Origin of the sequence: Corallococcus carmarthensis (genome assembly GCF_003611695.1) — a bacterium.
Lineage (GTDB): Bacteria > Myxococcota > Myxococcia > Myxococcales > Myxococcaceae > Corallococcus > Corallococcus carmarthensis.
This window is the reverse complement of the sequence record NZ_RAWE01000007.1, coordinates 73,052-98,635: the sequence shown is the minus strand read 5'-3', so window position 1 is coordinate 98,635 and position 25,584 is coordinate 73,052. Positions and strand designations below refer to the sequence as shown.

Genomic DNA, 25,584 nt, shown 5'->3' with positions numbered 1-25,584 from the left:
GTATGCTCCCGTCCGTGCCCGGGGCAGGTCATCAAGAGGTGTACGAGGAGGAGGTCCTTCTCGCGCTGGACGAGGGGTTGCTGTCCTCCGACGAGGCGGCGGCCCTGCGCGAGGAGGCCCTTCGCCTGCAACGCAGGCCCCTGGAGCTGTTGAAGGAACGGGGCCTGCTGACGGAGAAAACCCTGGACCTCTTGCGGCAGGACCTGGTCCGAGGTCGCACGGACCGGGGTGACGCCCCCATCCAGGAAGCCGCCACGCTGTCCACGGCGGTTCCGTCCTCGCTGGTCATCGAAGGCGTGCCCGCCTTTCCGGTGCCCGGCTGGGACCGCTACGAGCCCGTGCGCTTCCTGGGGCAGGGCGGCATGGGGCAGGTGTTCCTGGCCTATGACCCGCTCTTGCGCCGCAACGTGGCCCTCAAGTTCGTGCGCGACGGGGACCCGGAGCTGGCCCGCCGCTTCCTGTCCGAGGCCCGCGCCCAGGCCCGCGTGCGCCACGAGCGCGTGTGCGAGGTCTACGAAGTGGGCGAGGTGCGCGGGCACGCCTTCATCGCCATGCGCTACGTGGAGGGCCCGTCGCTGGGGCAGCTCTCCAACTCGCTCACGCTGGAGCAGCGCGTCTGGGTGCTCTGCCAGGCCGCGCAGGGCGTGCACGCCGCGCACCGCGTGGGGCTGGTCCACCGCGACCTGAAGCCCGGCAACATCCTGGTGGAGCGCACGGAGGACGGAGGCTTCCTCCCGTTCGTGATGGACTTCGGGCTCGCGCGCGACTGGCGCGAGGGCACCGCCACGCCGAACGCGGTGCTGGGCACGCCGCACTACATGCCGCCCGAGCAGGCCCGGGGTGAAGGCCACCGCCTGGACCGCCGCGCGGACGTCTACGCGCTGGGCGCTACATTATATGCGCTGCTTACCGGGCAGCCTCCCTTCACCGGCGGCACGGAGAAGGAGGTGCTCGCGAAGCTCCAGACGGAGCCGCCTCCGCGCCCGCGCATGTTGGAGCCGGACATCCCGGAGGACCTGGAGGCCGTCGTCCTCAAGTGCCTGGAGAAGGAGCGGCCGCTCCGCTACGACTCCGTGCGCTCCTTCACCGACGACCTGGAGCGCTTCCTGTCGGGCGAGCCGGTGCGGGCCCGCCATGGCGCGCGCTACTGGCTGGGCAAGAAGGTCCGCAAGCACCGCGCGGCGCTGGCGCTGGGCGGCACGGTGGTGGCGGTGGTGGCCGGCGCGCTCACGCAGGCGCAGCTCGCGCGCGGCGAGGTGGCGGAGCGCGAGCGGCTGGCCCGCGCCTTCACCGAACGCGTGGAGCGCATCGAGTCCTCGGCGCGCTACTCCGCCCTGTCGCGCCTGCATGACACGCGCAAGGACCGCGAGGCGCTGCGCGCGAGCATGGCCGCGCTGGAGGCGGAGATTGCCCGCGCGGGTGAGCAGGCGGTGGGGCCCGGGGAGTACGCGCTGGGCCGCGCCCTGTTCGCGCTGGACGACCTGGACGGCGCGCGCGTGAAGCTGGAGTCCGCGTGGGCGCACGGCTACCGCGAACCGCGCGTGGCGTGGGCGCTGGCGCAGGTGCTGGGCCACCTGTACCGCGAGCAGCTCCTGCTGGACGTGGAGCGCCGCGCCCCCGCGCAGCGCGAGGCCCGGCTCAAGGAGCTGAACGGCCGCTACCGCGACCCGGCGCTCGCGTACCTGCGCCAGGCGGAAGGGCCGGACGTGCCCGCGCCGCCGTCGTTCGTGAAGGCCCTGTTCGCCTTCTACGAGGACCGGCCGGAGGACGCGCTGGCGCTGCTGGACGCGCCGGGCACGCAGTCGCCGTGGTTCTACGAGGCGCCGTTGTTGCGCGGCGACATCCTGCTCGCGCGCTCCATGCGCCGCTGGAACGGCGGGGACCGGGCGGGTTCGCAGGCGGACCTGGCGCTGAGCCGCGAGGCATACGCCGCCGCTGTCGCCACCGCGGAGAGCCAGCCGGTCGTGCACTCGGTGCTGGGGCGGCTGGAGCTGGCCGCGCTGGTGATGGAGCTGTACGGCGAAGGCAACGTGCTGCCGCACTACGAGCGGGGCCTGGAGGCGCTGTCGCGCGCGCTCGCCGCAGCGCCGGACCACGCCCGTTCGCTGGTGCTGGTGTCGCGCTTCCACCGCCGGCTCGCGGAGCAGCGCACGAACCAGGGCGGGGAGGGCGTGGAGGCGCTGCTGGAGAAGTCCCTGGCCGCGCTGCGCACCGCCGAGGCCGTGTCCACGCCGAGCGACCGCATCCCGCTGGAGCGGGCCCTCACGCACCGGCTGTGGGCGCGCTACCAGCAACTGCACGGGGAGGATCCGCGCGGACAGCTGAAGCTCGCGATTGCCTCCTTCGAACGGCTGCGTCCGGAGGACCGCGACTACGCGTTCCACGCCAACCTGGGCCTCGCGTGGCAGGGGCAGGCGGACGCGGAAGGCGCGCGCGGGGGAGACCCGGTGCCGCTCCTGGACAAGGCCATCGCCGCGTACCAGACGGCGCTCCAGCTGAGCGAACAGCAGCCGCTCTCGTGGATCAACCTGGGCGTCGCGTACCGCAAGCGGGCGGACGTCCCGAACGCTCCGGACGCGACGGGCGACCTGCGCCGCGCGAACAGCGCGTTGACCCGGGCCCTGTCGCTCAATCCGGACAACTTCAGCGCGTGCTTCAACGGCGCGGAGGTGGCGGAGCAGCTCGCGCGCGCCCGCTACCTGAAGGGCGAGGACGTGAGCGTGGACCTGGAGCGGGCCCTGACGCTGTACCGGCAGGGGCTGGCGCTCAACGCGAAGCAGCCCGCGCTCCACAACGCGCTGGGCTCCGCGGTGTTCTGGCAGGCGGAGCTGCGAGCGGAGGAGGGCGGCGACACGAAGGCGCTGCTCGACGAGGCGAAGGCGTCGTTCGAGAAGGCCCGGACCCTGGCGCCCACGCAGGGCTTCGCCTTCAACAACCTGGGCGAGTGGGAGGTCTTCCGCGCGGAGCTCCAGCTCGCGAAGGGAGAGGACCCCAGCGCCGCGCTGCGAGCCGCGGTGGACGACTACACGGAGGCGCTGAAGCGGCTGCCGGACGACGCGGACCTGTTCGCGAACCTGGGCAAGGCCTGGGTGCGCCAGGCCACCTGGACGCTGTCCCGGACGCGCGACCCGGCGGCGGACCTCGCCAAGGCGGAGACGGCGCTGAACCGGGCGCGCGAGCTCAACCCGAAGCTGGGCAATGCGTGGCGCTACCTGGCGGAGGCCGCGGGCGTCCGGGCGCGCTGGACGGCGCAGGGCCATGGCGCGGCGGACGGCGACTTCACGCGCGCGGCGGCGGCCTTCGAGGAAGCGATGAAGCTCGACCCCAGGCTGGAGTACCGGCTGGCGGCGGCGGACCTGCACGGCGCGTGGGCGCGGTGGCGCATCCGTGAAGGGCAGGACGCGGCGGCCGGCGTGAAGCGCGGGCTGGAACTGTCCGACGCGGTGGTGGCAGCCCGTCCCCGGTGGGGCCGGGCTCGCGAGGTGAGGGAAGGACTGCTTTCGCTTCGCGCCGGACCGCGCGCCCCGTCAGCGGAGCGCGTGGCCGACGCCCCCGGGCCCTGAAGGGCGCCGGGCGCTGACGTCCTTACTTGTTGGGGGCGGGGTCCTCCGGCGGATCGCTGGTCACGTCGATGCCGCCGTTCTTCCGGTCGCGCTCCTCCGGACCACGGGGGTTGGTGCCCCGCTCGCGCGTCCCATCGTCGATGACCGCGTCGAAGCCGTAGATCTTCTTCGGCGCCAGGTTCGAGACGGTCAGCTGTTGGGTCGTCAGCGTGCCGCCCCCGAGCGTGTACGGGCCGACCGTGGTGAGGCAGGTTCCGTCCGGGAACGTGACGACGGCGGTGTAGGCGGAAGGGTAGCTGCCCATCGAGAAGACAACCTTGTCCCCGTGCTTCACTTCCGGGCCGGGGCTGTAGCTGATGGGAACTGTGGAGAGGTCGACTGTGATGGTGGCCATAGGTCCGCACAGCATTGCAGCACCTGTACCAACACGCATGTGTCAAACGCGCCCCTCGGATGTTTCACGGCCGCGGCAGGGGACACGCGCTCCCGGACGCGTCAATGACACGTCACGTTCCGGGGCTGACGCGTCCGCCGCCGCGCTGACGGCCTACCGGCGGACCTCCTTCGGCGGGTCGCTGGTCACGTCGATGCCGCCATTCTTCCGGTCCCACTCGTGGCCCTTGCGGGCCTGGGACTCCTGGCCGTTGTTGATGTCCACGTCGAAGGGATAGACCCGCTGCAGCGCCGTCAGCGAGACGACCAGGGGCGCCGTCGACATGGTGGGGCCTCCCAGGGTGTACGGGCCGGAGGTGGTGAGGCAGGTGCCTTCGGGGAACGTGATGGTGGCGGTGGCGGTGAGGGCGTTGCCCAAGGTGAAGACCACCGTGTCGCCGTGCTTCACATCGGGGCTGGGGATGTAGGTGACGGGGGTCGTGGAGACATCGATGAGGATGTTGTTGGCCATGGTGCCGGTAGGCATTGCAGACGCCGTACCAGCGCGCCGGCTCAGCTGCCTTCCAGCCCCAGCTCGCGCACGCGGCGCTGGAGCGCGCGGCGGGAGACCTCCAGCTTCTGCACCATGCGGTCCAGGTCACCCTCGCACTCATGGAAGCAGCGGGTGATCTCCTCCGGGCTCAGGTCGCGCGCGGTGCGCAGGAGTGAGCTCTTGTCGATGAGCACGTACACGGAGGAGCGCGGGATGCCCAGCCAGTCCGCCGTGGCCTTCAAGTCCCAGGCGCAGGCGCGCAGGGCCTCCAGCACCTCCTGCTCGCTCACCTCCGACGGCTTGCGCCGCGCGGGCGCACGCGTCTCCGAGGGCGCTGGCGTGTCCTCTGAAACAGGGGAGGGCGCCTGCGCGCTCAGCGGCTGTCCAGGGATGGGAAGCGCGTCGGCGTCCAGCGACTGCTCCAGCCGGGCGTCCACGCGCAGCCCGGGCAGCCCCCGGCTTCCAATGACGAGCTGCCGCGCGACGTTGCGCAGCTGGCGCACATTGCCGGGCCACGCGGAGCGCACCAACCGCGCGGCGAGCGCCGCGGGCAACCACGGCTCGGCGCGCGCGTCCGAGGAGTTGAGCCGCCCCGCCTCGCCCGTGGACTCCAGCTCCTGGCGCGCGAAGTGGAGGAACAGCGGCGCGATGTCCTCACGGCGCTCGCGCAGCGGCGGCACGGTGATTTCAAAGCCGGCCAGGCGGTGCAGCAGCGGGGCCTTGAAGTGGCCGTCGCGGATGCGCGCCTCCAGGTCCGCGTCCGTGGCGGTGACGAGCCGCACGTCCACGCGCACGGGGGTCTGCCCACCCACGGGGTAGACCTCGCTCGTCTCCAGCACGCGCAGCAGCGCCGCCTGGACCTCCGGGGGCGCCTCCGCCACCTCGTCCAGGAAGAGCGTCCCGCCGTGGGCCGCGCGGAAGAAGCCCTCCCGGTCGCGCGCGGCGCCGGTGAACGCACCCCGCAGGGCGCCGAACAGCTCCGCGGCGATGAGGTCCTTCGACAGGGCGCCCAGGTTGACGCTGACGAAGGGGCCGGCGCGCCGGGGGCTCCGCTCATGGAGCGCGCGTGCCACCAGCTCCTTGCCCGTGCCCGTCTCGCCCCGCACCAGCACGGGGACCAGGAGGTCTGCCACGCGCAGCACGTCCTCGCGCACGCGGAGGATGCCCTCGCTGTCGCCCACCATGCCCAGCACCGCGGGCCCGGCCGGCGCATGGGTGCCGCGCACGGTGGCCTGATGCAGCAGCAGCGCCACGCGCCCGGCGAGCACCAGGGGCACGCCGGCCACCAGGGCCTCGGCGGGGAACTCGCGCCCGCCGCGCACCGGCTCGCTGCCCACCCACACCGGGGTTCCGCCCTCCGGCACCAGCAGCCGCACGCCCCCCCGGTCGCTGGCCTCGAAGCGCACCGGCGTGCGGCTGAGGAACGGGTCACCCAGGGGCAGCGCCAGCACGCCGCCCGGGCGGTGGAAGTCCGGCGCGTTGCGGGACAGCGCCACCGCGCGCTCGCCGGAGAGCAGCCCCTCCAGCAGCAGCCGCTCCCCGATGCGTTGGGGCTGGGCGTGGCCAATGATCGTCAGCGCCGGCACCACCTGGGTGGCCTGCGAGGGCGTGCCGTGCGTGCGGACGGCGGTCGTGGAGAAATCCGTGGGGTTCTTGGGCGGCATGGATCTCCCTGGAAGCCTACAACGGGCTGGCTGCCCCTGGGCCTGGCAGGCGGCTTTCCTTCCCACTTCTAGCGCCCCGGCCGGAAACCGTCCCCCTGGCTGGTCGCACGGTCGGCACAGGCGGTGGGGGTGGAAGCCACGCCCGGAACCCACCCCGTGAATAGGTTTGGGACGCGTGCCGTGTGGATCTTCGAGAGAGCCCGACCTCCATGTCTCCATCGACCTCGAACATCACTTTTGACGCCGTTCTCTTCGACCTGGACGGCGTCGTCATCGACACGACCGAACTGCACTACCGCGTCTGGGAGGAGTTCGCCCGGGAGCGCGGCTACGTGCCCACGCGGGAGGAGCTGCTCGCCACCAACGGCCGGCGGGCCGGAGAGACGCTGCGTGCGTGGTTCGGCGCGGAGCTGGACGACGAACAGGTGGCCGCGCTCACGGACGACCGGGAGCAGGCCTTCCACCGGCTGCTCGACCACGAGCCGGTGTTCGCTGTTCCCGGCGTGGGGGCCTACCTCATGGCCCTGAAGCAGGCAGGGGTGCCCTGGGCCCTGGGCACGAGCGCCCTGGCACAGAACGCGGAGCGCGCCCTGGATCGCGTGGGGCTGCAGCACCTCTTCCCCGTGCGGGTGACCTCCACGGACGTCGTCCGGGGCAAGCCGGATCCAGAGGTGTACCTCAAGGCCGCCGCCGCGCTGGGCGTCTCACCCCACGCGTGCGTGGTGTTCGAGGACGCGGTGGCGGGCCTGAGGGCCGCGCGGGCGGCGGGCGCGGCGTGTGTCGCCGTCGCCACGTCCTTCCCGCGCGAGGTCCTGGTGCGCGAGCGGCCGGACTGGCTGGTGAGGGACTTCCGGGACCTGCCGCAGGCGCTGCGCCCCGGAAGCCACGGTCTCACGGGGCTGATGGCACCTCACCCGTGAGCACGCAGATGAACGCGTCCGGGTCGCACTTCACGGGGAACAGCGGGTTGATGCCGGAGCCGCGCAGCCGTCCCGCGTCGTAGTCCGCGTACGGGTCGCACAGCGTTTCGTCCGGCAGCTTCGTCTTGCTGTTCTGGCACTTCACCACCGGCCAGATGCCCTTCACGGTGTACTCGGCGGTGCAGCCGTTCTCCGTGTAGACGAGGTCCGCGGTGAACTGCGTGCCCGGAATCTCCGGCGTGTTGTAGATGCGCAGGTTGCTCCACGCGTAGCCGTAGTCCTGCGCGGGCAGCGCGCCGCCGTCGGGCGCCACGGACGCGGCCACGTCCAGCCGCGTGGGCGTCAACTCCGGCACCGAGCAGAAGTGGTCCGCTCCCGGCGTCGCGGAAGCGAGCGGCCCCACCGCCGTGGCGGACGCCTTCGAGTCCTCCGAAAGCCGGGACGCGAAGTCCTCCAGCAGCTTGCCCAGCCGCGCGCTGCGCACGCCCACGGTGTCGGGCGCGGCCGGGTCCTGGCTGAAGAACTTCTGCAGGCCCAGCGACTCCGGCTTGAGCCGCGCGCAGACGCCGTCCGGATTCTGCCCGGGCTTGAGCTGGTACGTCGCGGCGAACGAGCCGGTGGAGCCGTCCGACACGGCGCGCGCCACCACGCACTCGGCCTCCGGTTCGCTGCCGCACGCGCCCACGGCGACGGCCGCGGCTGCGATTCCTGCACTGATTGCCATCCAACGAAGCTTCATCGCGGGAGTTCTCATGGGCGTTGGGCCTAGAAGGTGAGCTTCGCGCCCAGACGGATGGAGCGCGGGGCCTGGTAGGCGGTGGGCCGCTTGAAGTTGGGGTTGATGTCCTGCACGCCGATGGGCAGCCCCGTGGCGGTGGAGATGACCTTGCAGTTGGGGTTGTTCTGGGTGAGGCAGGCGGTGAGGTCGTCCGGCTTGCCGCCCTGCTCGATGGCGTACACGCGCGTGGTGGTGAAGGTCTGGTCCACGTCCGTGTACTGCTGGAAGTTGAAGAGGTTGAACACGTCCAGGGACACCGTGAGGACGTAGTCCTTCACCAGCCGCTGGTTGACGCCCACGTGTCCGTCCACGCCGTGCACCCAGGGCAGCCGGCCCGCGCTGCCGCGCGGCAGGATGAACGTCTCCGAACCGCTGCGGCGCGGGTGCGCGCCCAGGTAGTTGAGCGGCGTGCCGGAGCGCGCCCGGTAGTTGCCGCCCACGTTGATGCTGGTGCGCGGGCCCAGCACCAGCTCCTTCGCGGCGAACACCTTGAACGCGTGCGTGCGGTCCCCGGGCAGCTGGCCTTCGCGGTTGATGGTGAGCGACACCAGGTCGAAGTCGCGCGTGAGGTTGGGGGACAGCTGGCCGGTGTCCGCGCGGAACAGGCCGGAGTAGTTCCCGCGCAGGGTGGACCAGGTGTAGCTGGCCTGGGCCAGCCACCCGTTGGTGAAGGCGCGCTGGAAGTAGAGGTTGACCGCGTCGTACTCGCGCTTCGCCAGCGGGAAGTCCGTGGAGTAGCCCTTGCCCGGGTTGCCCAGGAAGAAGGTGCTGCCGTCGTCGCGGCTCATGTCCTCGATGACGTCGTTGAGGTAGCGCCGGGTGTACGTGGCGCCCAAGCGGCTCGCGGTGAAGAGCTCGTACTCACCGCCCACCACGAACTCGTCCGCGGACTGGGCGCGAATCTTGGGGTCCACCGGCACGCGGTCGCCGCCCTGCGCGTCCCACAGCTGGTTGGGGCTCTCCCGGTTGCCAATGGGCTGACGGTTCGCGTCCGCGGTGCAGTCCACCAGCAGCGACCCTTCGCGTGAGGGATTGCACGGGGGCGCGTCGTAGGTGGCGGACAGGAGCTGCTGCTGCGGGAAGGACAGGTCCGCCATGTCCAGGGGGACGTTCTCGAAGAAGCGCGCGTAGTTGGCGAAGAGCTTGGCGCGGCCGCTCTGCGTCGGGTCGTAGATGACGCCCAGGCGCGGGGACCACTGGTTGGGCAGGTGCAGGCCCACTTCGCCGTCCAGGCCGTAGATGGTCTGCACGTCGTAGCGCAGGCCCACGTTGACGGTGACCTTGTCCATCACGGACCAGCTGTCCTGGAGGAAGCCGCCCACGGTGGTGGACGTGGAGGTGCCCTCCTTGCTGGCCAGGAACACCGGCTGGTCCGGGCCGTCCAGGTAGCCGTACTGGTTGAGGCTGAAGAAGCAGTCGCCGCCGGTGCACTCCTGCCAGGGCGTCAGGCCGGTGCGCGCGCGGTTGTTGTAGAAGCTCATCCGCTCGATGTCCGCGCCCGCCTTGAGGATGTGGTGGCCCAGGGCCTCCAGCAGGTAGGTGCCCATCACCTTGCCCTGCACGCGGTCCAGCCGCTGGATGCTGATGGTGCCGGGGCCGCCGGTGGAATAGGCCGTCACGGGACAGCGCAGCTGCTGCTCCGCGGGCGTGCTGCCACAGTCGTCCGCGTTGGGGAGCGTCTCGAACTCGTTGATGGTGTGCGGCCCCGGGTTGCGGGTGCGGCGCCAGGCGATGTTGGACTTCGCGGACAGGCCCTCCCCGGAGCCCAGGCCCGAGCCGTCCGACGGGAGGGTGGAGTCCGCCTGGTGGTGCCAGCCGAGCGTCGCGTCCACGAGCAGCTTCTTGTCGAAGAAGGACGACGCCTGCTTCGCCACGATGTCCATGGCGCTGTTGCTGCGCCGGGTGGCGATGGATTCATACGCGCCCTGCACGAAGGCGGTGCAGGACAGGCTGGTGCACACCTCCGGCTCTCCGTCGTCGCTGAAGGCGTACTTGCCGCTGCCACCGGAGGAGCGTGGCGTGCCGAAGACGGAGAGGGAGAGGCTGTGGTCCGGGTTGAAGTTGTAGGTGAGCTTGCCCAGGTACTGCACGCTGCGCTCGTCGGCGAAGCGGCTGGTGCGGCTGCCTTCGATGGGCGTCGCCTGGGAGAAGCCGGTGGAAAGGTCCTTGCGAGGGGTGTTCACCTTGTCGCAGCCGTTGCTGTCCACCTCCGTGCACACCTCGTAGCTGTTGAGCTGGCGGTCCACCTGGATGCGATTGAAGGACGGCGCGACGCCCACGTAGAACCAGAGCTTGTCCTTGAGGAGGGGGCCGCCCAGGTCGAAGCCGAAGTCGCCCAGGTTGTGGGCGCTGCCCTGCGCGGAGATGACGCTGCCCTGGCGGAGGACTTCCTTGCCGGACGTCTGGAGCGCGCCGGGCGCGTAGTTCGCGAACACGGAGCCGTGGAACTCGTTGGAGCCGGACTTGGTGACGACGTTGAGCACGCCGCCGGTGGAGCGGCCGTACTCCGGCATGTAGCCGCCGGTGATGATGTTGACCTCCTTCACGAACTCCACGGACAGGGGCGTGCCCAGCGTGCCCACGCCGGGGTCGTTCACGGACAGGCCGTCCACCACGTACTGGCTTTCAGGGGACGAGCTGCCGCTGATGCTCACGCCGTAGCGGTCCTCGGTGGCGCCGGGGGCCAGTTCGGCCAGGCCTTCAAAGGAGCGGGACGCGGAGCCCTTGGTGCCGGGGCGGATGACGGCGATGTTGCGGATGAAGTCCTGGTCCACGGTGACGCCCGCGGCGCTGGAGCCCACGTCCAGGGTGGGCGGTGTTGCGTAGACCACGTCGTAGGAGGTCAGGGCCTCAGGTAGCAGCTCCGCGTTGAGGCGGACGGTGCGGTCGATGCGAAGCAGGATGCCGTCGCGGGCAAAGGGACGGAAGCCCTGGGTCTCGAAGCGCAAGGTGTACGTGCCCGGCGGGAGCTGGGGGATGCGGAACAGGCCGCTCTTGTCGGTGAGGACGGTGCGTTCGCCCTGCAGCTGGGGGGACGTGGCTGTGACGACCACGTTCTCCAGCGGCTGGCGGCCATCCGCGTTGACCAGCGTCCCGGTGATGACCGAGTTGCCCTGGGCCCAGGCCCCGGCTCCCCACAACACGACCATGAGCCACAGCCCACGGATGAAACGGATTCGTCTGAGCACGTCTGCGCCCCTCCCGGCGAAGGCGGCGAACTCTGTCGCAAAAACGTGAGAAATCCACCAGCCCCTATCAAAAAGACTTTGCTGTCAGGACGGAAAATGCCCGACCCGCTGCGTCAGCAGACTGTGTCGGCACGTGGAGAAGGGGGGAGCCTTGGCCCTTGCCGGGGGGCGGCTCGATAACTCACGGGAGGGACGCGGCTGCCACCCCCGCGTCAATCGACCCTCATGAACTCACGACTCATGCTCTTCGCGGCCCTGCTCTCCTGCGCTGTGGCCCTCATGGCGTGCGCCCTGGCGGGGCTGCGCGGAACAGGCGGCGCGTTCGTGCTGGCGTTGTTGCCGGCAGGGGTCCTGCTGGGGCTGCTGATCGCGGTCCGCCAGCGGGCGGCGCACTGGCGGCGCATGGGTTACTTCGAGCGCTCCAGCGGAGCCTGGTGGGGCGGCTCGATCCTTGGAGGGCTGCTCACGGCCGCCTGGGCGGTGACGGAGGTCTTCTCCTACTTCTCCACGCCGGAGCACTGCGGCAAAGGCGGCTGTGCGCTCATCATCTTCTATGTGCCTGCGGCCATCGTGGCCGGAATGCCGCTGGGGATGCTGGTGTGGTCCGCGGTGCTGGGGGCGCTCGGGATGGTGAAGGGGTTGAAGCCGGTGGCCGTTCAGGGAGTGCTCGCGGGCACGGCCGTCTTCGCGTTCGTGCTCTTCCTGGTTCTGGGACACTGAGCCGGGCTCAGAAGATGTTCCCGGGCTCCGAGGTGAAGAGCGCGTGGAAGAGCGTGGTCTCCGGCGGCTTCATGAAGTTGACGTAGAGGGGGACGGGCGTCTGCGCGACTTCAAGGGGCAACGCGGTGGCGCCGAAGTCCGCTTCGATGTGCTGGGCGACCGTGTCCGCGATGTCTCGCAGTTCGAGCGGGACGGGGCCGAGGAAGACCTTCGCGCTTCGGAGCTGATTTCCCAGGTACTCCTTGCGGACGCAGTGCACCGTATAGACCGGAGCCAGGATGCTGAGATACCCGGCGACCACCCATACCTTCTGGGGACGGTGCATGATCTTCTCGTAGTGAGGGTAGACCAGCGCGCCGAAGCTGGGATTCGCCAGGGGCGGCGTGTAGTCCCAGGCATCGCAGCTGGGAAGCGCTTCTCGAAGCGACTTCACAAAGGCCCCCCAGCGGGGCCTCTCCGCATTTTTCTCCTCCCAGAGGGCCTGGTAGCGAAGATCCTCGGGGCCTGGCTCCTGACGGAAGACATAGGCCTGGTCGGCACCCCAATAGAGGCGAGCGACCGCGAACAATTCTTCAGCCGAAGGTGTCATGGCTTCTGGAACCGAGGGCGAACAGGCGTGGTTTCCGCATGGCACAGCTGATTCACTCGCGATCCTTCGACAGCTCCTCCGAGCGCAAGCGAGAAGGCATTCCTGAACTCGGTGCAGGCCATTCCAAGCGCCGTGACCGGAGTAGTCGAACTGAATACCGTCTGGGCTGCCAGGTTCGCGCAGTCCGACGAGATGCGCTGGGCCAGTTCAAGCGGGATGTCGCCAAGACGTGTGGATTGCACAGGCATTCCGACACCCAATGTGCATCTGAAGACCTCCCCTGAGTCACGCCGTAGAGGAACATGGAGGCACGCCTCTCGCCAGCCTCCAGGCCCCGGGCCTGCCTGCTCCACGACCGCGACGAACCGGAAGTGCCGGGGCTGAAGGCTCCCCTCCACCACGGTCCCTGCACCCGTCGCGCAGCCGGTCAGCAGCCACGTCAGTCCCAGGCCTACCGCCCGCGTCGTCGCGTCCATGCCCTTCCCCCCGGAAGGGCACTGACGTCACTTCAAACCCTCTCAAAGCTCCACCCTCACAGGCGACGCATCGCCCACGGAGGCATGCACCTGACTTCCTCATGCCCTCAAGGGCCGGGAGCCCTTCCCCCGCGCGCGATGGAGCAGGGGCCAGTGCGGGTCACATCTCCAGAGGGCCGCGATGTCGCGGCACCAACCTGAGGAGAACAGCGATGCGGATCCATCAAGGGTTTCAGGTAGCGGCGGTCCTTGTCGGAATGGTGGCGGCCCTCACGGCGACGGGGGCGCATGCGGCGCCCACGGTGTTGACGTGCCCGTTGGGCGTCACCAAGGCGCACTATGAGCCGGGCATGACGCTCCAATCGAAGCCGACGACGGTGACGAGCCAGGGGTTGTTCGCGCTGTGTTCGGGCATCCCCGCGGACATCGGCTCGGCGGAGTTCGACTACACGGCGAAGGGCAACGTGGCGTGCACGGCGAGCAGCATCACCGGCGGCTTCAAGGTGAAGTGGGGCAACGGGCAGACGAGCACGGTGGCCAACGCCCAGGTGACCACGGCGCGTCCCCAGGGGCTGGTAGTCTCGACGGTGACCGGGAAGGTCACGGAGGGCCTGTTCCTGGGACAGGAGGTCGTGCACACGGTGACGCTCCTCCAGTCGAACCTGCTCGGCTGTGAGACCACGCGAGGCGTCACGGACGTGTCCGGGCTCTCGACCCTCACCGTCCTCGGGCTCTGAGGGGCTGCCAACGGGGCGCGGAGCACGGGCGGCCTCGCGCCCGTGCTCTTCCTGACGCCGTTCGTCCGACGCCTCAGAACCCCTTCAGCGCCCCACCATCACAGGCAATGGACTGGCCGCTGATGTACGCGGCCGGCTCCGACGCCAGGAACGTCACCAGCGCCGCGAACTCCTCCGGCCTCCCCAGCCGCCGCGCGGGGATGTTTGGCGCCACCTTCTCGTCGGACAGGCCCAGGTCCTTCATCCGGTCCGTCGCGTGGTAGCCCGGCAGCGCCGCGTTCACCGTGATGCCGTACGGCGCCACCTCATTGCTCAGGCTCTTCACCAGGCCCAGCAAGCCCGCGCGCAGGCCGTTGGACACCGTGAGGTTGCTCAGCGCCTCGCGCGCCGCCGTGGACGTCACCAGCACGATGCGGCCCCAGCCCTGCGCCTTCATGCCGGGCAGCGCTTCTTGAATCGCATCCACCGTGGCCAGCCACAGGCTCTGGAACCCTGTCTGCCATTGCTCCACCGTAATGGCCTCGAAGCCACCGGACGGCGGGCCGCCCGCGTTCACCACCAGCACGTCCAGGCCGCCCAGCTTCTGGGTCACCTCGCGCACCAGTCCGCGCGCGGCTCCGGGTTGCGTCAAATCACATGGCACCGCCAGCGCCGCGCCCAGCTCCTTCGCCGCCTTCTGGAGCTTCTCCCCGCCTCGCGAGGACACCGCCACCGTCGCGCGCTCCTTCACCAGCGTGTCCGCGATGGCGCGCCCCAGCCCCGACGACGCGCCCGTCACCAGCGCCCGCCTACCCTTCAAGCCGAAATCCATCCGCGTGCTCCTCCATGAAAGGGGTCAGCCGGCCGCGAATCAGCTTCGCCGCCCGGTCCAGGTCCACGTCCTCGGGCCGCTTCAAGTCCTTCGCCAGCTCCGACACGATTCCGCCCGCGAGGGTGCCCACGCCGTACGCCAGCCGGTAGGGCACGCGGCTGAAGCTCACCAGCGAGTAGCGGCTGACGAACTCGCCCGGGAAGGCGTTGAGCAGCACCTTCTCCACGCCCTTCTCCAACAGGAAGCGCGGATCCGCCGTGCTGTCGCGCATCTCGATGAAGTTCTCCACCGCCATGTCCGCGATGGCGTCCGCGTTCGTCTTGCGCAGCCGCTCGAACTCGCTGAACGCCTTTCCAAAGTCCGGCTGCCGCTCCAGCAGCGCGTCCAGCACCACGCAGTCCTCGAAGCCGCAGTTCATCCCCTGCCCGTAGAAGGGGACCATCGCGTGCGCCGCGTCGCCCAACAGCAGCGTGCTTCCTCCCGCGTGCCACGGCGCGCACTTCACCGTCACCATGTGCCCGGTGGGCCGGGAGAAGAACTCCTCCACCAGCCCCGGAATCAGCGCCTTCGCGTCCGGGAACTGCTCCTGGAAGAACGCCTCCAGCGCCCCAGGCGTCTGGAGCGACGCGAAGCTCACCGGCCCCTCCCACGGCAGGAACAGCGTGCAGGTGAAGCTGCCGTCCTCGTTGGGCAGCGCGATGAGCATGTACGTCCCACGCGGCCAGATGTGCAGCGCGTGCTTCTCCATCTGGAAGCGCCCGCCCTCGCCCGGCGGAATCGTCAGCTCCTTGTAGCCATGGCCCAGCGTCTCCGAGTCCGCCTGGAACCCCGTCTGCGATTGCAGCGCCTGCCGCACCGCCGAACCGGAGCCGTCCGTGCCGAACACCACCGCGTCGCGCACCTCGCGCGTCGCGCCCGTGGCCTCGTCCAGCACCGTGAGCGTCCCCGCGGCCGGATCCGCCTGCGTCACCCGCTGGCGGAAGCGGATGGACACGCGGCCCGTCTCCTCCGCGCGCGTCATCAGGAACTGGTTCAACCAGCCGCGGGACAACGAATTGATGTGCTGCGAGTCGTCCTTCCCGTAGGGCTGGAAGGCCAGCTCGCCCTTCACCGGGTGGATGACCCGCCCGCGCATGGGGATGGCGTGCTTCAGCGCCTCCTCCTCCAGGCCCACCTGCCGCAGGGCGTGCAGGCCGCGCGTGGAGATGGCCAGGTTGATGGAGCGCCCCGCATCCAACGTCTCGCGGCGCATGTCCGCCCGGCGCTCCAGCACCTCCACCGTGTGGCCCCGGCGGGCCAGGTACAGCGACAGGAGCGAACCCACGAGGCCCGCTCCCACCACCGTCAGCTTCGACTCATTCGAGGGCATGGGCTTCCAGCGCCTTCACGAAGCGGAAGACGTCCAGGTACGTGTTGTAGAGGGGCGCGGGCGCGGCGCGGATGATGTCCGGCTCGCGGAAGTCACAGATGATTCCCGCCGAGGACAGCCGGTGCAGCAGCCGCTTCGGCTCGCCCTTGAAGCGCAGGGACAGCTGCGCCCCGCGCTGCTTCAGGTCGCGCGGCGTGGTGATGGTCACGTACCCCGCGGGCAGCCGATCCAGGAGGAACTCCAGGAAGCCGGTGAGCTGGTCGCTCTTGGCGCGCAGGGCCGCCATGGTCGCCTTGTCGAACAGCTCCAAGGACGAACGCAGCGCCGCCAGTTGGAAGATGGGCGGGTTGGACAGCTGCCACCCCTCCGCGCCCGGCAGCGGGTCGAACGTGGGGCCCATCTCGAAGCGCGTGGCCTTGTTGTGCCCCCACCAGCCCTCGAAGCGCGGCAGCTCCGGCGAGCGCGCGTGCCGCTCGTGCACGAACACGCCGCCCAGGCTGCCCGGTCCGCCGTTGAGGTACTTGTACGAACACCACACCGCGAAGTCCGGCCCGTCGTCGTGCAGCGACAGCTTCAGGTTGCCCGCCCCGTGCGCCAGGTCGAAGCCCACCTTGCAGCCCTGCGCGTGCGCCACGCGCGTGATCTCCCGCAGGTCGAAGGCCTGCCCGGTGAGGTAGTTCACGCTGCCCAGCATCACCAGCGCGACCTCCTTCCCGTGCCGCTCGATGGCTTCGAGGATGTCCTCGGAGCGCAGCGTGTCCTCGCCCTCGCGAGGCATCAGCCGGACGATGGCCTCCTTCGGGTCGTAGCCGTGGAAGCGCGCCTGCGACGCCACCGCGTACTGGTCCGACGGGAAGGCGCCGCCCTCGATGAGGATTTTGAAGCGCTCGGGCGTGGGCCGGTAGAACGACACCATCATCAGGTGCAGGTTCACCGACAGGGTGTTCATCACCACGACTTCCAGCGGCTGCGCGCCCACCACCCGCGCCACCTGTTCGGTGAGCAGCTCGTGGTAGGGCAGCCACGGGTGGCGGCCGTGCATGTGGCCTTCCACGCCCAGCCGCTCCCAGTCCTCCATCTCCATCTGCACGTACTTGCGCGCCTTGCGCGGCTGCAGCCCCAGCGAATTGCCCGCCAGGTAGATGGTCGGCGCGCCGGAAGCGGCCGGGGGGAAGAGGAACTCGTCGCGCAGGGGCCTCAGCGGATCCTTTGCGTCCAGGCCGTAGGCGAACACATCGGTGTTCTCGTAGACAGGGGCCGTCATGGTGCGAAGTCCTCGTGCGAGCGCCCCAGCCACTCCAGGGCGTTGCGATAGAGCAGCCGCTCGCGCACGGAAGGCGCCAGGTCCGTCAGCGACTCAATGAGCGTGCCGGGCCGCTCCTCGCCCAGCGGGAAGGGGTAGTCACTGCCCAGCGCGACCTTGTCCGCCCCGAACAGCTTCACGATGGCGCGCAGCGTCTCCGCGTCGTGCACCAGCGAGTCCACCCAGAACCGTCCCAGGTAGTCGCGCGGCGCGACCTTGTTGTCCACGGCCACCAGGTCCGGGCGAACCTCGAAGCCGTGCTGGATGCGGCCCAGCGTGCCGGGGAACGCGCCGCCGCCGTGCGCGAACGCGAGCCGCAGCTTCGGCAGCCGCTCCATCACCCCGCCGAAGATGAGCGAGCAGATGGCCAGCGACACCTCCGCCGGCATCCCCACCAGCCACGGCAGCCAGTACTTCGCCATCTTCGCCTCACCCATCATGTCCCACGGGTGCACGAAGACGGCCGCGCCCAGGTCGCTCGCCGCCTGGAAGAAGGGGAAGAGGGCCGGGTCGGACAGGTTCAAGTCATTGACGTGGCTGCCAATCTGCACGCCCGCGAACCCCAGCGTGCGGATGCAGCGCTCCAATTCCTTGACCGCGAGGTCGGTGGATTGGAGCGGCACCGTGCCCAGGCCCACCAGTCGCTTGGGCGCGGTCGCCACCGCGCCGGCCAGGTGGTCGTTGAGGAAGCGCGCCACCTCCAGGCCGTCCTGCGGCTTGGCCCAGTAGCTGAACAGCACTGGCACCGTGGACAGCACCTGCACCTGGACGCCGTGTGCGTCGCATTCCGTGACGCGCTGCTTCGGGTCCCAGCAATTGCTTTCAATCTCGCGGAAGAACTTCCCGTCATCCCGCATCATCCGCGCGCGGCAGGGCGCGTGGTGGTCCAACGTGATGAAGCCGCCGTAGCCGAAGCGCTCGGCGAAGCGGGGCATCTCCGGGGGGAGGAGGTGCGTGTGGATGTCGACCTTCACTTGGGCGCACCACCCCGCGTGACCTTCGTGCCGCACTGCTTGCAGGTGCAGTGCTCGGGGTTGCCGTAGAAGTGCTCGAACACCGGCGGCAGCTGCGTCACCAGGTTGGTGACGTGCAGCGACTCCTCATAGAGCTTCTCGCCGCACTTGGGGCACAGCCACAGGAAGGAATCCAGCTCCTGCGGCTGGCGGCGGCGCTCCAGCACCAGCCCGATGGTGCCTGCGGGCCGCTGCGGCGAGTGCGGCACCTTGGGGGGCAACAGGAAGATTTCCCCCTCGCGGATGGGGACGTCCTGCACCTGCCCCTCGTCGATGACGCGCAGGGTGATGTCGCCCTCCAGCTGGTAGAAGAACTCCTCGCCCTCGTTGACGTGGAAGTCCGTGCGCGAGTTGGGCCCGCCCACCACGGTGACCATGAAGTCCCGGTCCGCCCACACCTGCTGGTTGCCCACGGGGGGCTTGAGCAGGGGGCGGTGCTCGTCGATCCACTTCTTGAAGTTGATGGGGGTCAGTCGGCCCATGTCACGCGTCTCCAATGGTGGCGATGCACTTCAGTTCAATGGCGATGGGCGTGGGCAGCGCGTTGATCTCCAGCGTGGTGCGGCATGGAGGGTTGTCCTTGAAGTACTCCGCCCACAGCCGGTTGTACGTGGGGAAGTCCCGCTTCATGTCCGTGAGGTACACCGTCACGTCCACCAGCCGCTCCCACGACGAGCCCGCGTCCTCCAGGATGTAGCGCACGTTGCGGAACACGGAGTGGCACTGCGTCTCGATGTCGTAGGAGACGATGTTGCCCGCCGCGTCCAGCTCCACGCCCGGGATGGCCTTGCTGCCGCGCTCGCGCGGGCCCACGCCGGAGAGGAACAGGAGGTTTCCCACCCGGCGCGCGTGGGGGTAGAGCCCCACCGGCTCCGGGGCCTTCTTCGAATCGATCCGCTCGCCAGCGCTCACGTGGAAGTCACTCCTCTGTGTTTCAGAGCTTGATGCAGACGTTCTTGGGTTCGGTGAAGAAGCGCAGCGCGTCCCAGCCGCCCTCGCGGCCCACGCCCGACTCCTTCACTCCGCCAAACGGCGTGCGCAGGTCGCGCAGCATCCAGGTGTTCACCCAGACGATGCCGCTGTGCAGCCGGGCCGCGAACCGGTGCGCGCGCGCCAGGTCCTTCGTCCACACGCTGCCCGCAAGCCCGTAGCGCGTGGAGTTGGCCCACGACAGCACCTCCTCCTCGTCGTCGAAGGGCATCAGCGTGGCCACCGGACCGAAAATCTCCTCCTGGTTCGTGCGGCACGTGGGCGCCAGGCCCTCCACCAGCGTGGGCTCGATGAACCAGCCGTTCACGCAGCGGCCGGGCACGTTCGCGCGCTGGCCACCGGTGAGGAGGTTGCCGCCCTCCTGCTTCGCGAGCGCGATGTAGCCCATCACCTTCTCGAAGTGCTCGCGCGACACCAGGGCACCCTGATCCGTGCCCTCCACCAGCGGATCCCCCACCTTGAGGGCCCGCGTGCGCGCGACCAGCGCTTCCTTGAAGCGCGGATACAGTGAGCGCTGCACGAAGATGCGCGGGCCGCACAGGCAGATTTGCCCCTGGTTGGCGAACGACGAGCGCAGCGTGGTGGCCAGCGCCTCGTCGAAGTCGCAGTCCGCGAAGATGACGTTGGGGTTCTTCCCGCCCATCTCCAGCGACAGCTTCTTGAACGCGGGCGCGGCCACGCGGGCAATCTCCGCGCCCGTGCGCGTGCTGCCGGTGAAGGAGATGGCGCTGACGTCCGGGTGGCGCGTGAGCGGCCCGCCCACGTGCGGCCCCAGGCCGTGCACCAGGTTGAGCACGCCCGGCGGCAGCCCCGCGTCGCGGCACACCTGCGACAGGAGGTAGGCCGTCATCGGCGTCACCTCCGACGGCTTGGCCACCACGCAGTTGCCGGCCGCCAGCGCGGGGGCGATCTTCCACGTGAGCAGGTACAGCGGCAGGTTCCACGGCGAGATGCAGCCCACCACGCCCAGCGGCGAGCGCAGCGTGTAGTTGAGCGCCACGCCGTCCATGGGGTGCGCTTCGCTGGAGAACTGCGTCGCCGCGTCCGCGAAGAACTCGAAGTTGAGCACGCTGCGCGGGATGTCCACCGTGCGGGCCACCGGCAGCGGCTTGCCCGTGTCGATGGACTCCGCGCGCGCGAAGGCGTCCAGGCGTTCGTGGATGAGGCCCGCGATGCGGCGCAGGAACCGCGAGCGCTCCATCGCCGGCAGGGCGGCCCACGCGGGGAAGGCCCGGCCCGCGGCCTCCACGGCGGACTGCACGTCCACCTCGCGCGAGTCCGGCACGTGCGCGTAGAGCTGGCCCGTCGCGGGCTCCGGCTTGTCCAGCCACTGGCCACCCGCCGCGGGCACCAGCTCGCCACCGATGTAGTTGAGGACCTTTTCCAAGGCAGCGCCCTCCTGAAGGGAGACGCGGCAATGTATGTCGCGGCCGTCCGCCGCCTCCAGGATTCCGAACAGTCGACGTTGGATGGCGCTCGCTTGCGCGGCCGTCTGGCGCCCGGCGTCTCCGGGACCCGCTCCACCGGTGAATCCTTGGTGGAATTGCGGGCCGGGCATGGAAAAGATTCGCGCATGACCTCGACAGTGGATGTGGCGGCCCTGGCCGGAATCCTGGACGCGGCGCGGCGCGAGCGGCGTGAGGTGCCGCCCCTGACGCACGCGCACCCGCGGCTCTCCGTGCCGGACGGCTACGCGGTGCAGGCGGAGGGCATCCGGCTGCGCGAAGCCCAGGGCGAACGGGTGGTGGGCCTGAAGATGGGCTTCACGTCGGAGGCGAAGCGCCAGCAGATGAACCTGGGCTCGCCCATCTTCGGCGTGCTCACGGACCGGATGCGCGTGCAGCCCGGCGGCGTGGTGAGCGTGGGCGCGGGCATCCACCCGCGCATCGAGCCGGAGATCGCCTTCCGCACGTCGAAGGAGCTGAAGGGCACCGTCACGCGCGACGAGGTGCTGGACGCGTGCGAGGCCGTCTTCGCGGCGATGGAGGTGTTGGACTCGCGCTTCGTGGGCTTCAAGTACTTCAGCCTGCCGGACGTGGTGGCGGACAACGCGTCGTCATCGCTGTTCGTGCCGGGCACGCTGGAGCGGGGACCGCGCGACCTGGACCTCACGAAGCTCCAGATGCGCATGGAGGTGAACGGCAAGGTGGAGGGCGAGGCGCGCTCGGATGCCATCTCCGGTGACCCGGTGGTGTCCATCATCCAGCTGTGCGCGCTGCTCGCGGAGCGCGGTCAGGTGCTGCCCGCGGGGAGCCTGGTGTTGTCCGGCGCGGCCACCGCCGCCTACCTGATGAAGCCCGGTGACCACGTGCGGCTCACCGTGGACGGGCTGGGCACGGTGGAGGTCACCGCGGGGGAGTAGGCCGGCGCGCCGCTCCTGGCGGTGAGGATGCCGCTGGTCCCCGGCTCGCTCCGGGCCAGCACCTTCCCGTTGGAGGAGACGATGACGGCCGGGCCCGCCAGCGACGCGCGCACCACGGGCAGGTGCTGCTCCACGGCGCGCAGGATGGCCGCCCCCACGGCCTGCTCCAGCGCGAAGCGGTTGCCCACCAGCGGCAGGTCGCTGGCGAGCACGGCCAGCAGGGTGCCTCCCGCGGCCTGCCCCTGGAGGGCGGTGGGGCGGCTGAAGGCCTCGTAGCAGATGAGGGGCACGACGCTCCGGCCCGCCACGGACAACCGGGGGACGGCGGTGCCCGGCGTCAGGGGTTCACCGCTCCCGCGCAGGCCCAGGAAGGCGCGCTCGCCCACCGGAACGAGCACCGCCTTGCCCCGGCTCTCCAGCAGCTGCCCCTCCGCGTCGAAGGCGCCCGCGGCGTTGAGGTAGTGCCCCTCCGTGCGCAGCGTGAGGCCCGCGACGCTCGCCACGGGCAGGCGCGTATCCGCGAACGCGGCCAGGGGCACCGGCTGGGGCAGGACACCCTCCGGCAGCCGCTGGTTGCCGCGCACCGTGCTCTCCGGCCACACGAGCAGCGACGTTCCCCCGGGCACCTCGCGGGGCAGGCGCGCCGACGAGGCCAGGTGCACCACGCCCACGCCCTCGAGCGCGTCGTCCGAGGGGGCGAACGGGGGCACCCCCACGAGCGCGCCCAGCACGAGTCCCGCCGGAGCCAACAGCCGGAGATCGCGCCGGGCCGCGGCCTCGCCCACGCTGACCGAGGCATAGAGACACAGCAGCAGCAGGGGCCCCCAGCCCACGAACGCGAGGGCGCGCAGCACGGCGGGCTGTGCCCACTGGGAGTGCAGCAGTTGCGTCATGGAGAAGCCGCAGGTGAGCTCCGCCACGGCTTCACCCGCCGCCCAGGCGAAGGGCAGCCAGAAGCGCGGAGGCACGCGGCGCACGGGCGTCAGGACCAGCGCCATCGCCGGCACCTGGGACGCCACCGCCGTCGTCGCCCAGCCCAGCGCGGCCAGCGTGAGGGCGGCCCCGGCGACCCCCGGCGCGAAGTGGCGCGCGGTCCCCACCCACCAATGCAAGGCCACCGCCTGCCGCACCAGCGCCGCCAGCGCGAGCATGCCCGCGGCGCGAAGTCCGCCCGGCGCGCGGTGCAGGGCCGCCGCCAGGCACGCGACGCCCACCCAGGCCAGGGGCTGCGCGTCGGGGCCGAGGAAGGCCGCGCCCTGGAGCAGTCCCGCCAGCAGTGCGAGGCCCCAGTTCATCACCGGCGGAAGCGCTCCGGCGCCACCGGCACCAGGGCCGTGGCGTCCGTGCCGGGGAGGTCCACGCCCACGAGGTTCGGCAACTTGCGCACGAGGCGCGCCTCCAGCGCGTCCACGTCCCATGTCTCCAGCGTGTCGCGCGCCTGGTGCAGCGCGTCCGGGTCCAGCCTCCAGCGCGTCAGCGGCTTGCCGGAGCGGGTGCGGAAGCGCTCCGCGCGCGCGTCGGCGGTGCCGGGCTGGAAGAAGTCCGCGTCGTAGAGCAGTCCCTGCGGCGGCAGCTTGTACGTGGCGCCCACCACCAGCGCGCCAGGGACCGCGTCGGCGAGCGCGTCCAGCAGCGGCAGGGAGAAGCCATAGCAGGTGTCCAGCACGATGAGCTCCGGACGGTAGCAGGCCGCGACGCGCGCCAGTGTCCGCGGCCCGGTGTGCAGGTACAGGGGCGGCATGCTGTGGCCGCTGAAGATGAGCACCTCCGCCGCCGCGTCCCGGGGACAGTCGAAGTCCTCCAGCGCGAGGTTGGGGCACGCGTCATCGCCAGCGCCGCAGGCCGCCTGTTGGAGGGGCAGCGCGTCCGCGCGGGAGAAGATGGAGACGACGCGCGGCGCTTCTGTCGCCGCGCGCCGGGGGGGCGGCTCGCGCGAGCACGCCCCCGCCAGGAGCAGCAGCGCCCCGAGGACTCCCTTCCAGCCGTGTGCGGATGGATTCTGGACGGGCACGGGGCGCTGGCTCCAGGACGGCGAGGAGACTACTTCCAGCAGGAGCAGCCGACCTGCCGGCAGTAGTCGCGGCAGTACTGGGTCATGCCGTTGTTGGTGTTACAGCCCTTGCGGCTGTACTCGCGGCTGCAGAGGTACCAGGAGCCGGTCAGCCACACGACCACGACGACGGCCGCGACCACCTGGCCCTTGCTGGTGTCGCTCTCCGGAATGTACTGGTGGATGGTGTCGAGCAGCACGATGAGCGAGTAGTCAGACACCGGATCCATCACGCCCGTCTTGTGCAGCAGGTCAGAGGCCTCCTGCTCGTTCTTCGCGAACGCGTCGCCGACCCGGATGGTGCCGTCGGCGTTGAAGGTCATCCGCTGCTGGCCGGCGTCCGTGACGATGAGGGCCTCGCCCTTCTCGTCCTGCATCTCGTAGTGGCTCTTGCTCCCCGTCTCCTCGTCGAAGATGTCGATGACCGTCGTGCCGTCGCCGCGCGTGAGCTCCTGGCGCAGCACGAACGCGAGCGTGTGGGGTGCCTCCCCTTCGTTGCCCCGCACCTGGACGCGGCCGTAGCGCTCCAGGTGGTTGTCCACCACCTGCGCCGGCTGCACCTCGCGGTGGAGGATGCGGCTCTGCAACAGCTGGGTCTTCTCCAGCGTCCACGGGCTGGTTTCCGGGCTGCGGCTGCATCCCACCTGGAGGGTGAAGATGCTCAGCAGCAGCAGTGCCACGCTGGACTGGAACACGGGGCGCGAAACAGACGACACGTCACGGGGGTTCATGGGGGCCTGACTCCTTGCGGACGGCCTGGACGTACCTTCCGGGAGGGAAGGACGCTCCAGACCGTTCCTGCCCCCTGAGCACGGTGCGTGCCAGCACCCGCCCCGAGTCAATCCCTGTCACCCCCTGCCCGTGCTGTGGCCATCCCGGTCACAAAGACGCTTGTCATTGTAACCTTGAATGTCATGTTTTGTGTGAATAGCAATGTGAGTACGTATTTCCCACAGGGCTGCTTCAGTACAGCAGGCCGTTCTTCGGCTGGAGCGGCGGGGGCAGCTCGGCTTCGCCCAGCATCTGTCTCAGGTTGATTTCAATGGTGCGGCACAGCGCCGTCATGGGCGTGTCGCTGACGCCGTCCTCGAAGGGGTCCTCCACGTCTCGGCCCACCGCGTCCAAGGCGATGAAGAGGAACGCGATGATGGCGGTGATGAGCGGCGTGAGCACGCCCAGGTCCGCGACGACGCCCAGGGGCAGCATGGTGAGATAGGCGCGCACCATGGCGTGCGGAAGGATGTCGTACTGGCGGGGCAGGGGCGTGTTCTTGATGCGCTCGCACGCGCCCAGGTAGTTGGTCAGCTCCGTGAGCGTCTCGTCCATCGCCACGCGCAGGTAGACCTTCTCCGAGTGCTCGACGTCGCTGTAGACGCGGCGCATGCGGATGCTCATCCACAGGAGGATGGCGGCGGGCACGTTCTGTTCGTCGCGCAGCGCCTCCAGCACGGACGGCCGGAAGAACGGGGTGATTTCCGGGAAGGGGTCCTGCCGCCGCAGGTGGCACCGCAGCGCGTTCACGAAGCCCACCTGCGCGTAGATGAGCTCGCGCGCATCCTCGGTGATGCCCTCGAACATGCCGGTGATGATGCCTTTGGGGGCTTCCATGCCCGGGTGGATGAACGTGGCCAGGTTCGCGCGAGGGATGACCGGACCGCGCAGGTCGCGCGCATGGCCGAACTGGTCGCGCACCGCGCCGTCGCCCACCTTGGACCAGGCCGCCGCCAGCGCGGGCCCCTCTGGCTGCACGGCCATCTGCACCAGGCGGGACGCGGCGGTGGGCGTCTCCGGCGTCCCGTCGCTGCGCTGCGCCCGGGGGGCGGGCAGGAAGGTGAGCACCTGCCGGGCGAGCGTCCGCGACGCGTTCACCAGCCCGCCCCAGAGGGTGCGTGCTTCCCACCAGCGCTCGTAGGCGGAGTTGTTTCGGAAGCCGAGCAGCACGCCCAGCGCCGCGGCCAGCAGCGTCACCGGCAGCGCCGGCACCGACAGCCACTTGGCGTCCAGCACCTCGTAGCCCAGGGCGATGGCCAGCGCGATGACGATGTGGACGACGACGGGGCGCCCCGTGTAGCGGAGGATGATCCGCCAGGACAGCATCCGACCGACGATCATCGCGCGGGGCTCCT

At 70.3% G+C, this 25,584-nt stretch carries 22 protein-coding genes; 5 read left to right on the top strand and 17 right to left on the bottom strand.

Going from position 1 to position 25,584, the window contains the following annotated elements:
- The first annotated feature begins 14 nt into the window (after window positions 1–14).
- Window positions 15–3,563 (top strand): serine/threonine-protein kinase, encoded by a 3,549-nt coding sequence (locus D7X32_RS03660; protein WP_120601110.1) that lies wholly within the window; start codon window positions 15–17, stop codon window positions 3,561–3,563.
- A 22-nt stretch (window positions 3,564–3,585) separates the two neighbouring features.
- On the opposite strand, the gene D7X32_RS03655 is transcribed toward D7X32_RS03660, so the two are convergent.
- From D7X32_RS03655 to D7X32_RS03645, 3 genes are all read right to left on the bottom strand, one after another.
- A complete protein-coding gene (locus tag D7X32_RS03655) occupies window positions 3,586–3,957 on the bottom strand; it encodes a hypothetical protein (RefSeq protein WP_244238829.1) in 372 nt (123 codons plus the stop codon).
- Window positions 3,958–4,110: 153 nt separating this feature from the next.
- A complete protein-coding gene (locus tag D7X32_RS03650; protein WP_167506430.1) occupies window positions 4,111–4,482 on the bottom strand; it encodes a hypothetical protein in 372 nt (123 codons plus the stop codon).
- A 26-nt stretch (window positions 4,483–4,508) separates the two neighbouring features.
- Complete coding sequence (locus D7X32_RS03645) at window positions 4,509–6,152, bottom strand: sigma 54-interacting transcriptional regulator (RefSeq protein WP_120601090.1); 1,644 nt, start codon at window positions 6,150–6,152, stop codon at window positions 4,509–4,511.
- 209 nt (window positions 6,153–6,361) lie between these two features.
- Between D7X32_RS03645 and D7X32_RS03640 the strand changes: the two genes are divergently transcribed.
- Complete coding sequence (locus D7X32_RS03640; protein WP_120601089.1) at window positions 6,362–7,072, top strand: HAD family hydrolase; 711 nt, start codon at window positions 6,362–6,364, stop codon at window positions 7,070–7,072.
- On the opposite strand, the gene D7X32_RS03635 is transcribed toward D7X32_RS03640, so the two are convergent.
- Both D7X32_RS03635 and D7X32_RS03630 read right to left on the bottom strand, forming a co-directional pair.
- On the bottom strand, window positions 7,044–7,796 hold the full coding sequence (locus D7X32_RS03635) for a hypothetical protein (RefSeq protein ID WP_244238828.1): 753 nt from the start codon (window positions 7,794–7,796) through the stop codon (window positions 7,044–7,046). The two genes, D7X32_RS03640 and D7X32_RS03635, sit on opposite strands and share 29 nt — an antisense overlap.
- 41 nt (window positions 7,797–7,837) lie before the next feature.
- A complete protein-coding gene (locus D7X32_RS03630) occupies window positions 7,838–10,999 on the bottom strand; it encodes a TonB-dependent receptor (RefSeq protein ID WP_208752307.1) in 3,162 nt (1,053 codons plus the stop codon).
- Window positions 11,000–11,263: 264 nt separating this feature from the next.
- Here D7X32_RS03630 and D7X32_RS03625 point away from each other — a divergent pair, with 264 nt between their 5' ends.
- Window positions 11,264–11,758 carry a hypothetical protein gene (locus tag D7X32_RS03625; protein WP_147450015.1) on the top strand — a complete coding sequence of 165 codons (495 nt, stop codon included), beginning with the start codon at window positions 11,264–11,266 and terminating at the stop codon, window positions 11,756–11,758.
- Between the two features lie 7 nt (window positions 11,759–11,765).
- Here the strand turns inward: D7X32_RS03625 and D7X32_RS03620 are convergent, their stop codons facing one another.
- Window positions 11,766–12,191, bottom strand: a complete 426-nt coding sequence (locus tag D7X32_RS03620; RefSeq protein WP_120601085.1) for a hypothetical protein — start codon at window positions 12,189–12,191, stop codon at window positions 11,766–11,768.
- Window positions 12,192–13,035: 844 nt separating this feature from the next.
- On the opposite strand from D7X32_RS03620, the gene D7X32_RS03615 reads away from it, so the two are divergent.
- A complete protein-coding gene (locus tag D7X32_RS03615) occupies window positions 13,036–13,560 on the top strand; it encodes a hypothetical protein (RefSeq protein ID WP_147450014.1) in 525 nt (174 codons plus the stop codon).
- Between the two features lie 73 nt (window positions 13,561–13,633).
- On the opposite strand, the gene D7X32_RS03610 is transcribed toward D7X32_RS03615, so the two are convergent.
- The 7 genes from D7X32_RS03610 to D7X32_RS03580 are packed head-to-tail and all read right to left on the bottom strand — an operon-like array spanning window position 13,634 to window position 20,433.
- A complete protein-coding gene (locus D7X32_RS03610; RefSeq protein WP_244238827.1) occupies window positions 13,634–14,359 on the bottom strand; it encodes an SDR family oxidoreductase in 726 nt (241 codons plus the stop codon).
- Window positions 14,349–15,740, bottom strand: coding sequence for an FAD-dependent oxidoreductase (locus tag D7X32_RS03605; protein WP_120601083.1), 1,392 nt, complete (start codon window positions 15,738–15,740; stop codon window positions 14,349–14,351). The genes D7X32_RS03610 and D7X32_RS03605 overlap by 11 nt, the downstream gene beginning before the upstream one ends.
- Window positions 15,727–17,004, bottom strand: a complete 1,278-nt coding sequence (gene kynU / locus D7X32_RS03600) for a kynureninase (protein WP_120601082.1) — start codon at window positions 17,002–17,004, stop codon at window positions 15,727–15,729. Before kynU ends, D7X32_RS03605 begins: the two co-directional genes overlap by 14 nt.
- Window positions 17,001–18,017, bottom strand: a complete 1,017-nt coding sequence (locus D7X32_RS03595) for an amidohydrolase family protein (RefSeq protein ID WP_120601081.1) — start codon at window positions 18,015–18,017, stop codon at window positions 17,001–17,003. The genes kynU and D7X32_RS03595 overlap by 4 nt, the downstream gene beginning before the upstream one ends.
- Window positions 18,014–18,538, bottom strand: a complete 525-nt coding sequence (nbaC, locus tag D7X32_RS03590) for a 3-hydroxyanthranilate 3,4-dioxygenase (RefSeq protein ID WP_120601080.1) — start codon at window positions 18,536–18,538, stop codon at window positions 18,014–18,016. The genes D7X32_RS03595 and nbaC overlap by 4 nt, the downstream gene beginning before the upstream one ends.
- Before the next feature lies 1 nt (window position 18,539).
- The gene (locus tag D7X32_RS03585) at window positions 18,540–18,968 is read right to left on the bottom strand and encodes a RidA family protein (RefSeq protein WP_120601079.1); all 429 of its coding nucleotides are present in this window, start codon (window positions 18,966–18,968) and stop codon (window positions 18,540–18,542) included.
- A 22-nt stretch (window positions 18,969–18,990) separates the two neighbouring features.
- Window positions 18,991–20,433 carry an aldehyde dehydrogenase gene (locus D7X32_RS03580; protein ID WP_120601078.1) on the bottom strand — a complete coding sequence of 481 codons (1,443 nt, stop codon included), beginning with the start codon at window positions 20,431–20,433 and terminating at the stop codon, window positions 18,991–18,993.
- A gap of 186 nt (window positions 20,434–20,619) precedes the next feature.
- Between D7X32_RS03580 and D7X32_RS03575 the strand changes: the two genes are divergently transcribed.
- The gene (locus D7X32_RS03575) at window positions 20,620–21,408 is read left to right on the top strand and encodes a 2-keto-4-pentenoate hydratase (protein WP_120601077.1); all 789 of its coding nucleotides are present in this window, start codon (window positions 20,620–20,622) and stop codon (window positions 21,406–21,408) included.
- On the opposite strand, the gene D7X32_RS03570 is transcribed toward D7X32_RS03575, so the two are convergent.
- The 4 genes from D7X32_RS03570 to D7X32_RS03555 form a co-directional block, all read right to left on the bottom strand.
- Window positions 21,330–22,703, bottom strand: coding sequence for a nitrilase-related carbon-nitrogen hydrolase (locus D7X32_RS03570; protein WP_120601076.1), 1,374 nt, complete (start codon window positions 22,701–22,703; stop codon window positions 21,330–21,332). The two genes, D7X32_RS03575 and D7X32_RS03570, sit on opposite strands and share 79 nt — an antisense overlap.
- Entirely contained in the window at window positions 22,703–23,419 is a 717-nt protein-coding gene (locus tag D7X32_RS03565) for a hypothetical protein (protein ID WP_120601075.1), read from the bottom strand. The genes D7X32_RS03570 and D7X32_RS03565 overlap by 1 nt, the downstream gene beginning before the upstream one ends.
- A 29-nt stretch (window positions 23,420–23,448) precedes the next feature.
- A complete protein-coding gene (locus tag D7X32_RS03560; protein ID WP_147450013.1) occupies window positions 23,449–24,189 on the bottom strand; it encodes a hypothetical protein in 741 nt (246 codons plus the stop codon).
- Window positions 24,190–24,421: 232 nt separating this feature from the next.
- Window positions 24,422–25,570: a bestrophin family protein gene (locus D7X32_RS03555; RefSeq protein ID WP_120601073.1), complete on the bottom strand. Its 1,149-nt coding sequence runs from the start codon at window positions 25,568–25,570 to the stop codon at window positions 24,422–24,424.
- Window positions 25,571–25,584 lie beyond the last annotated feature (14 nt).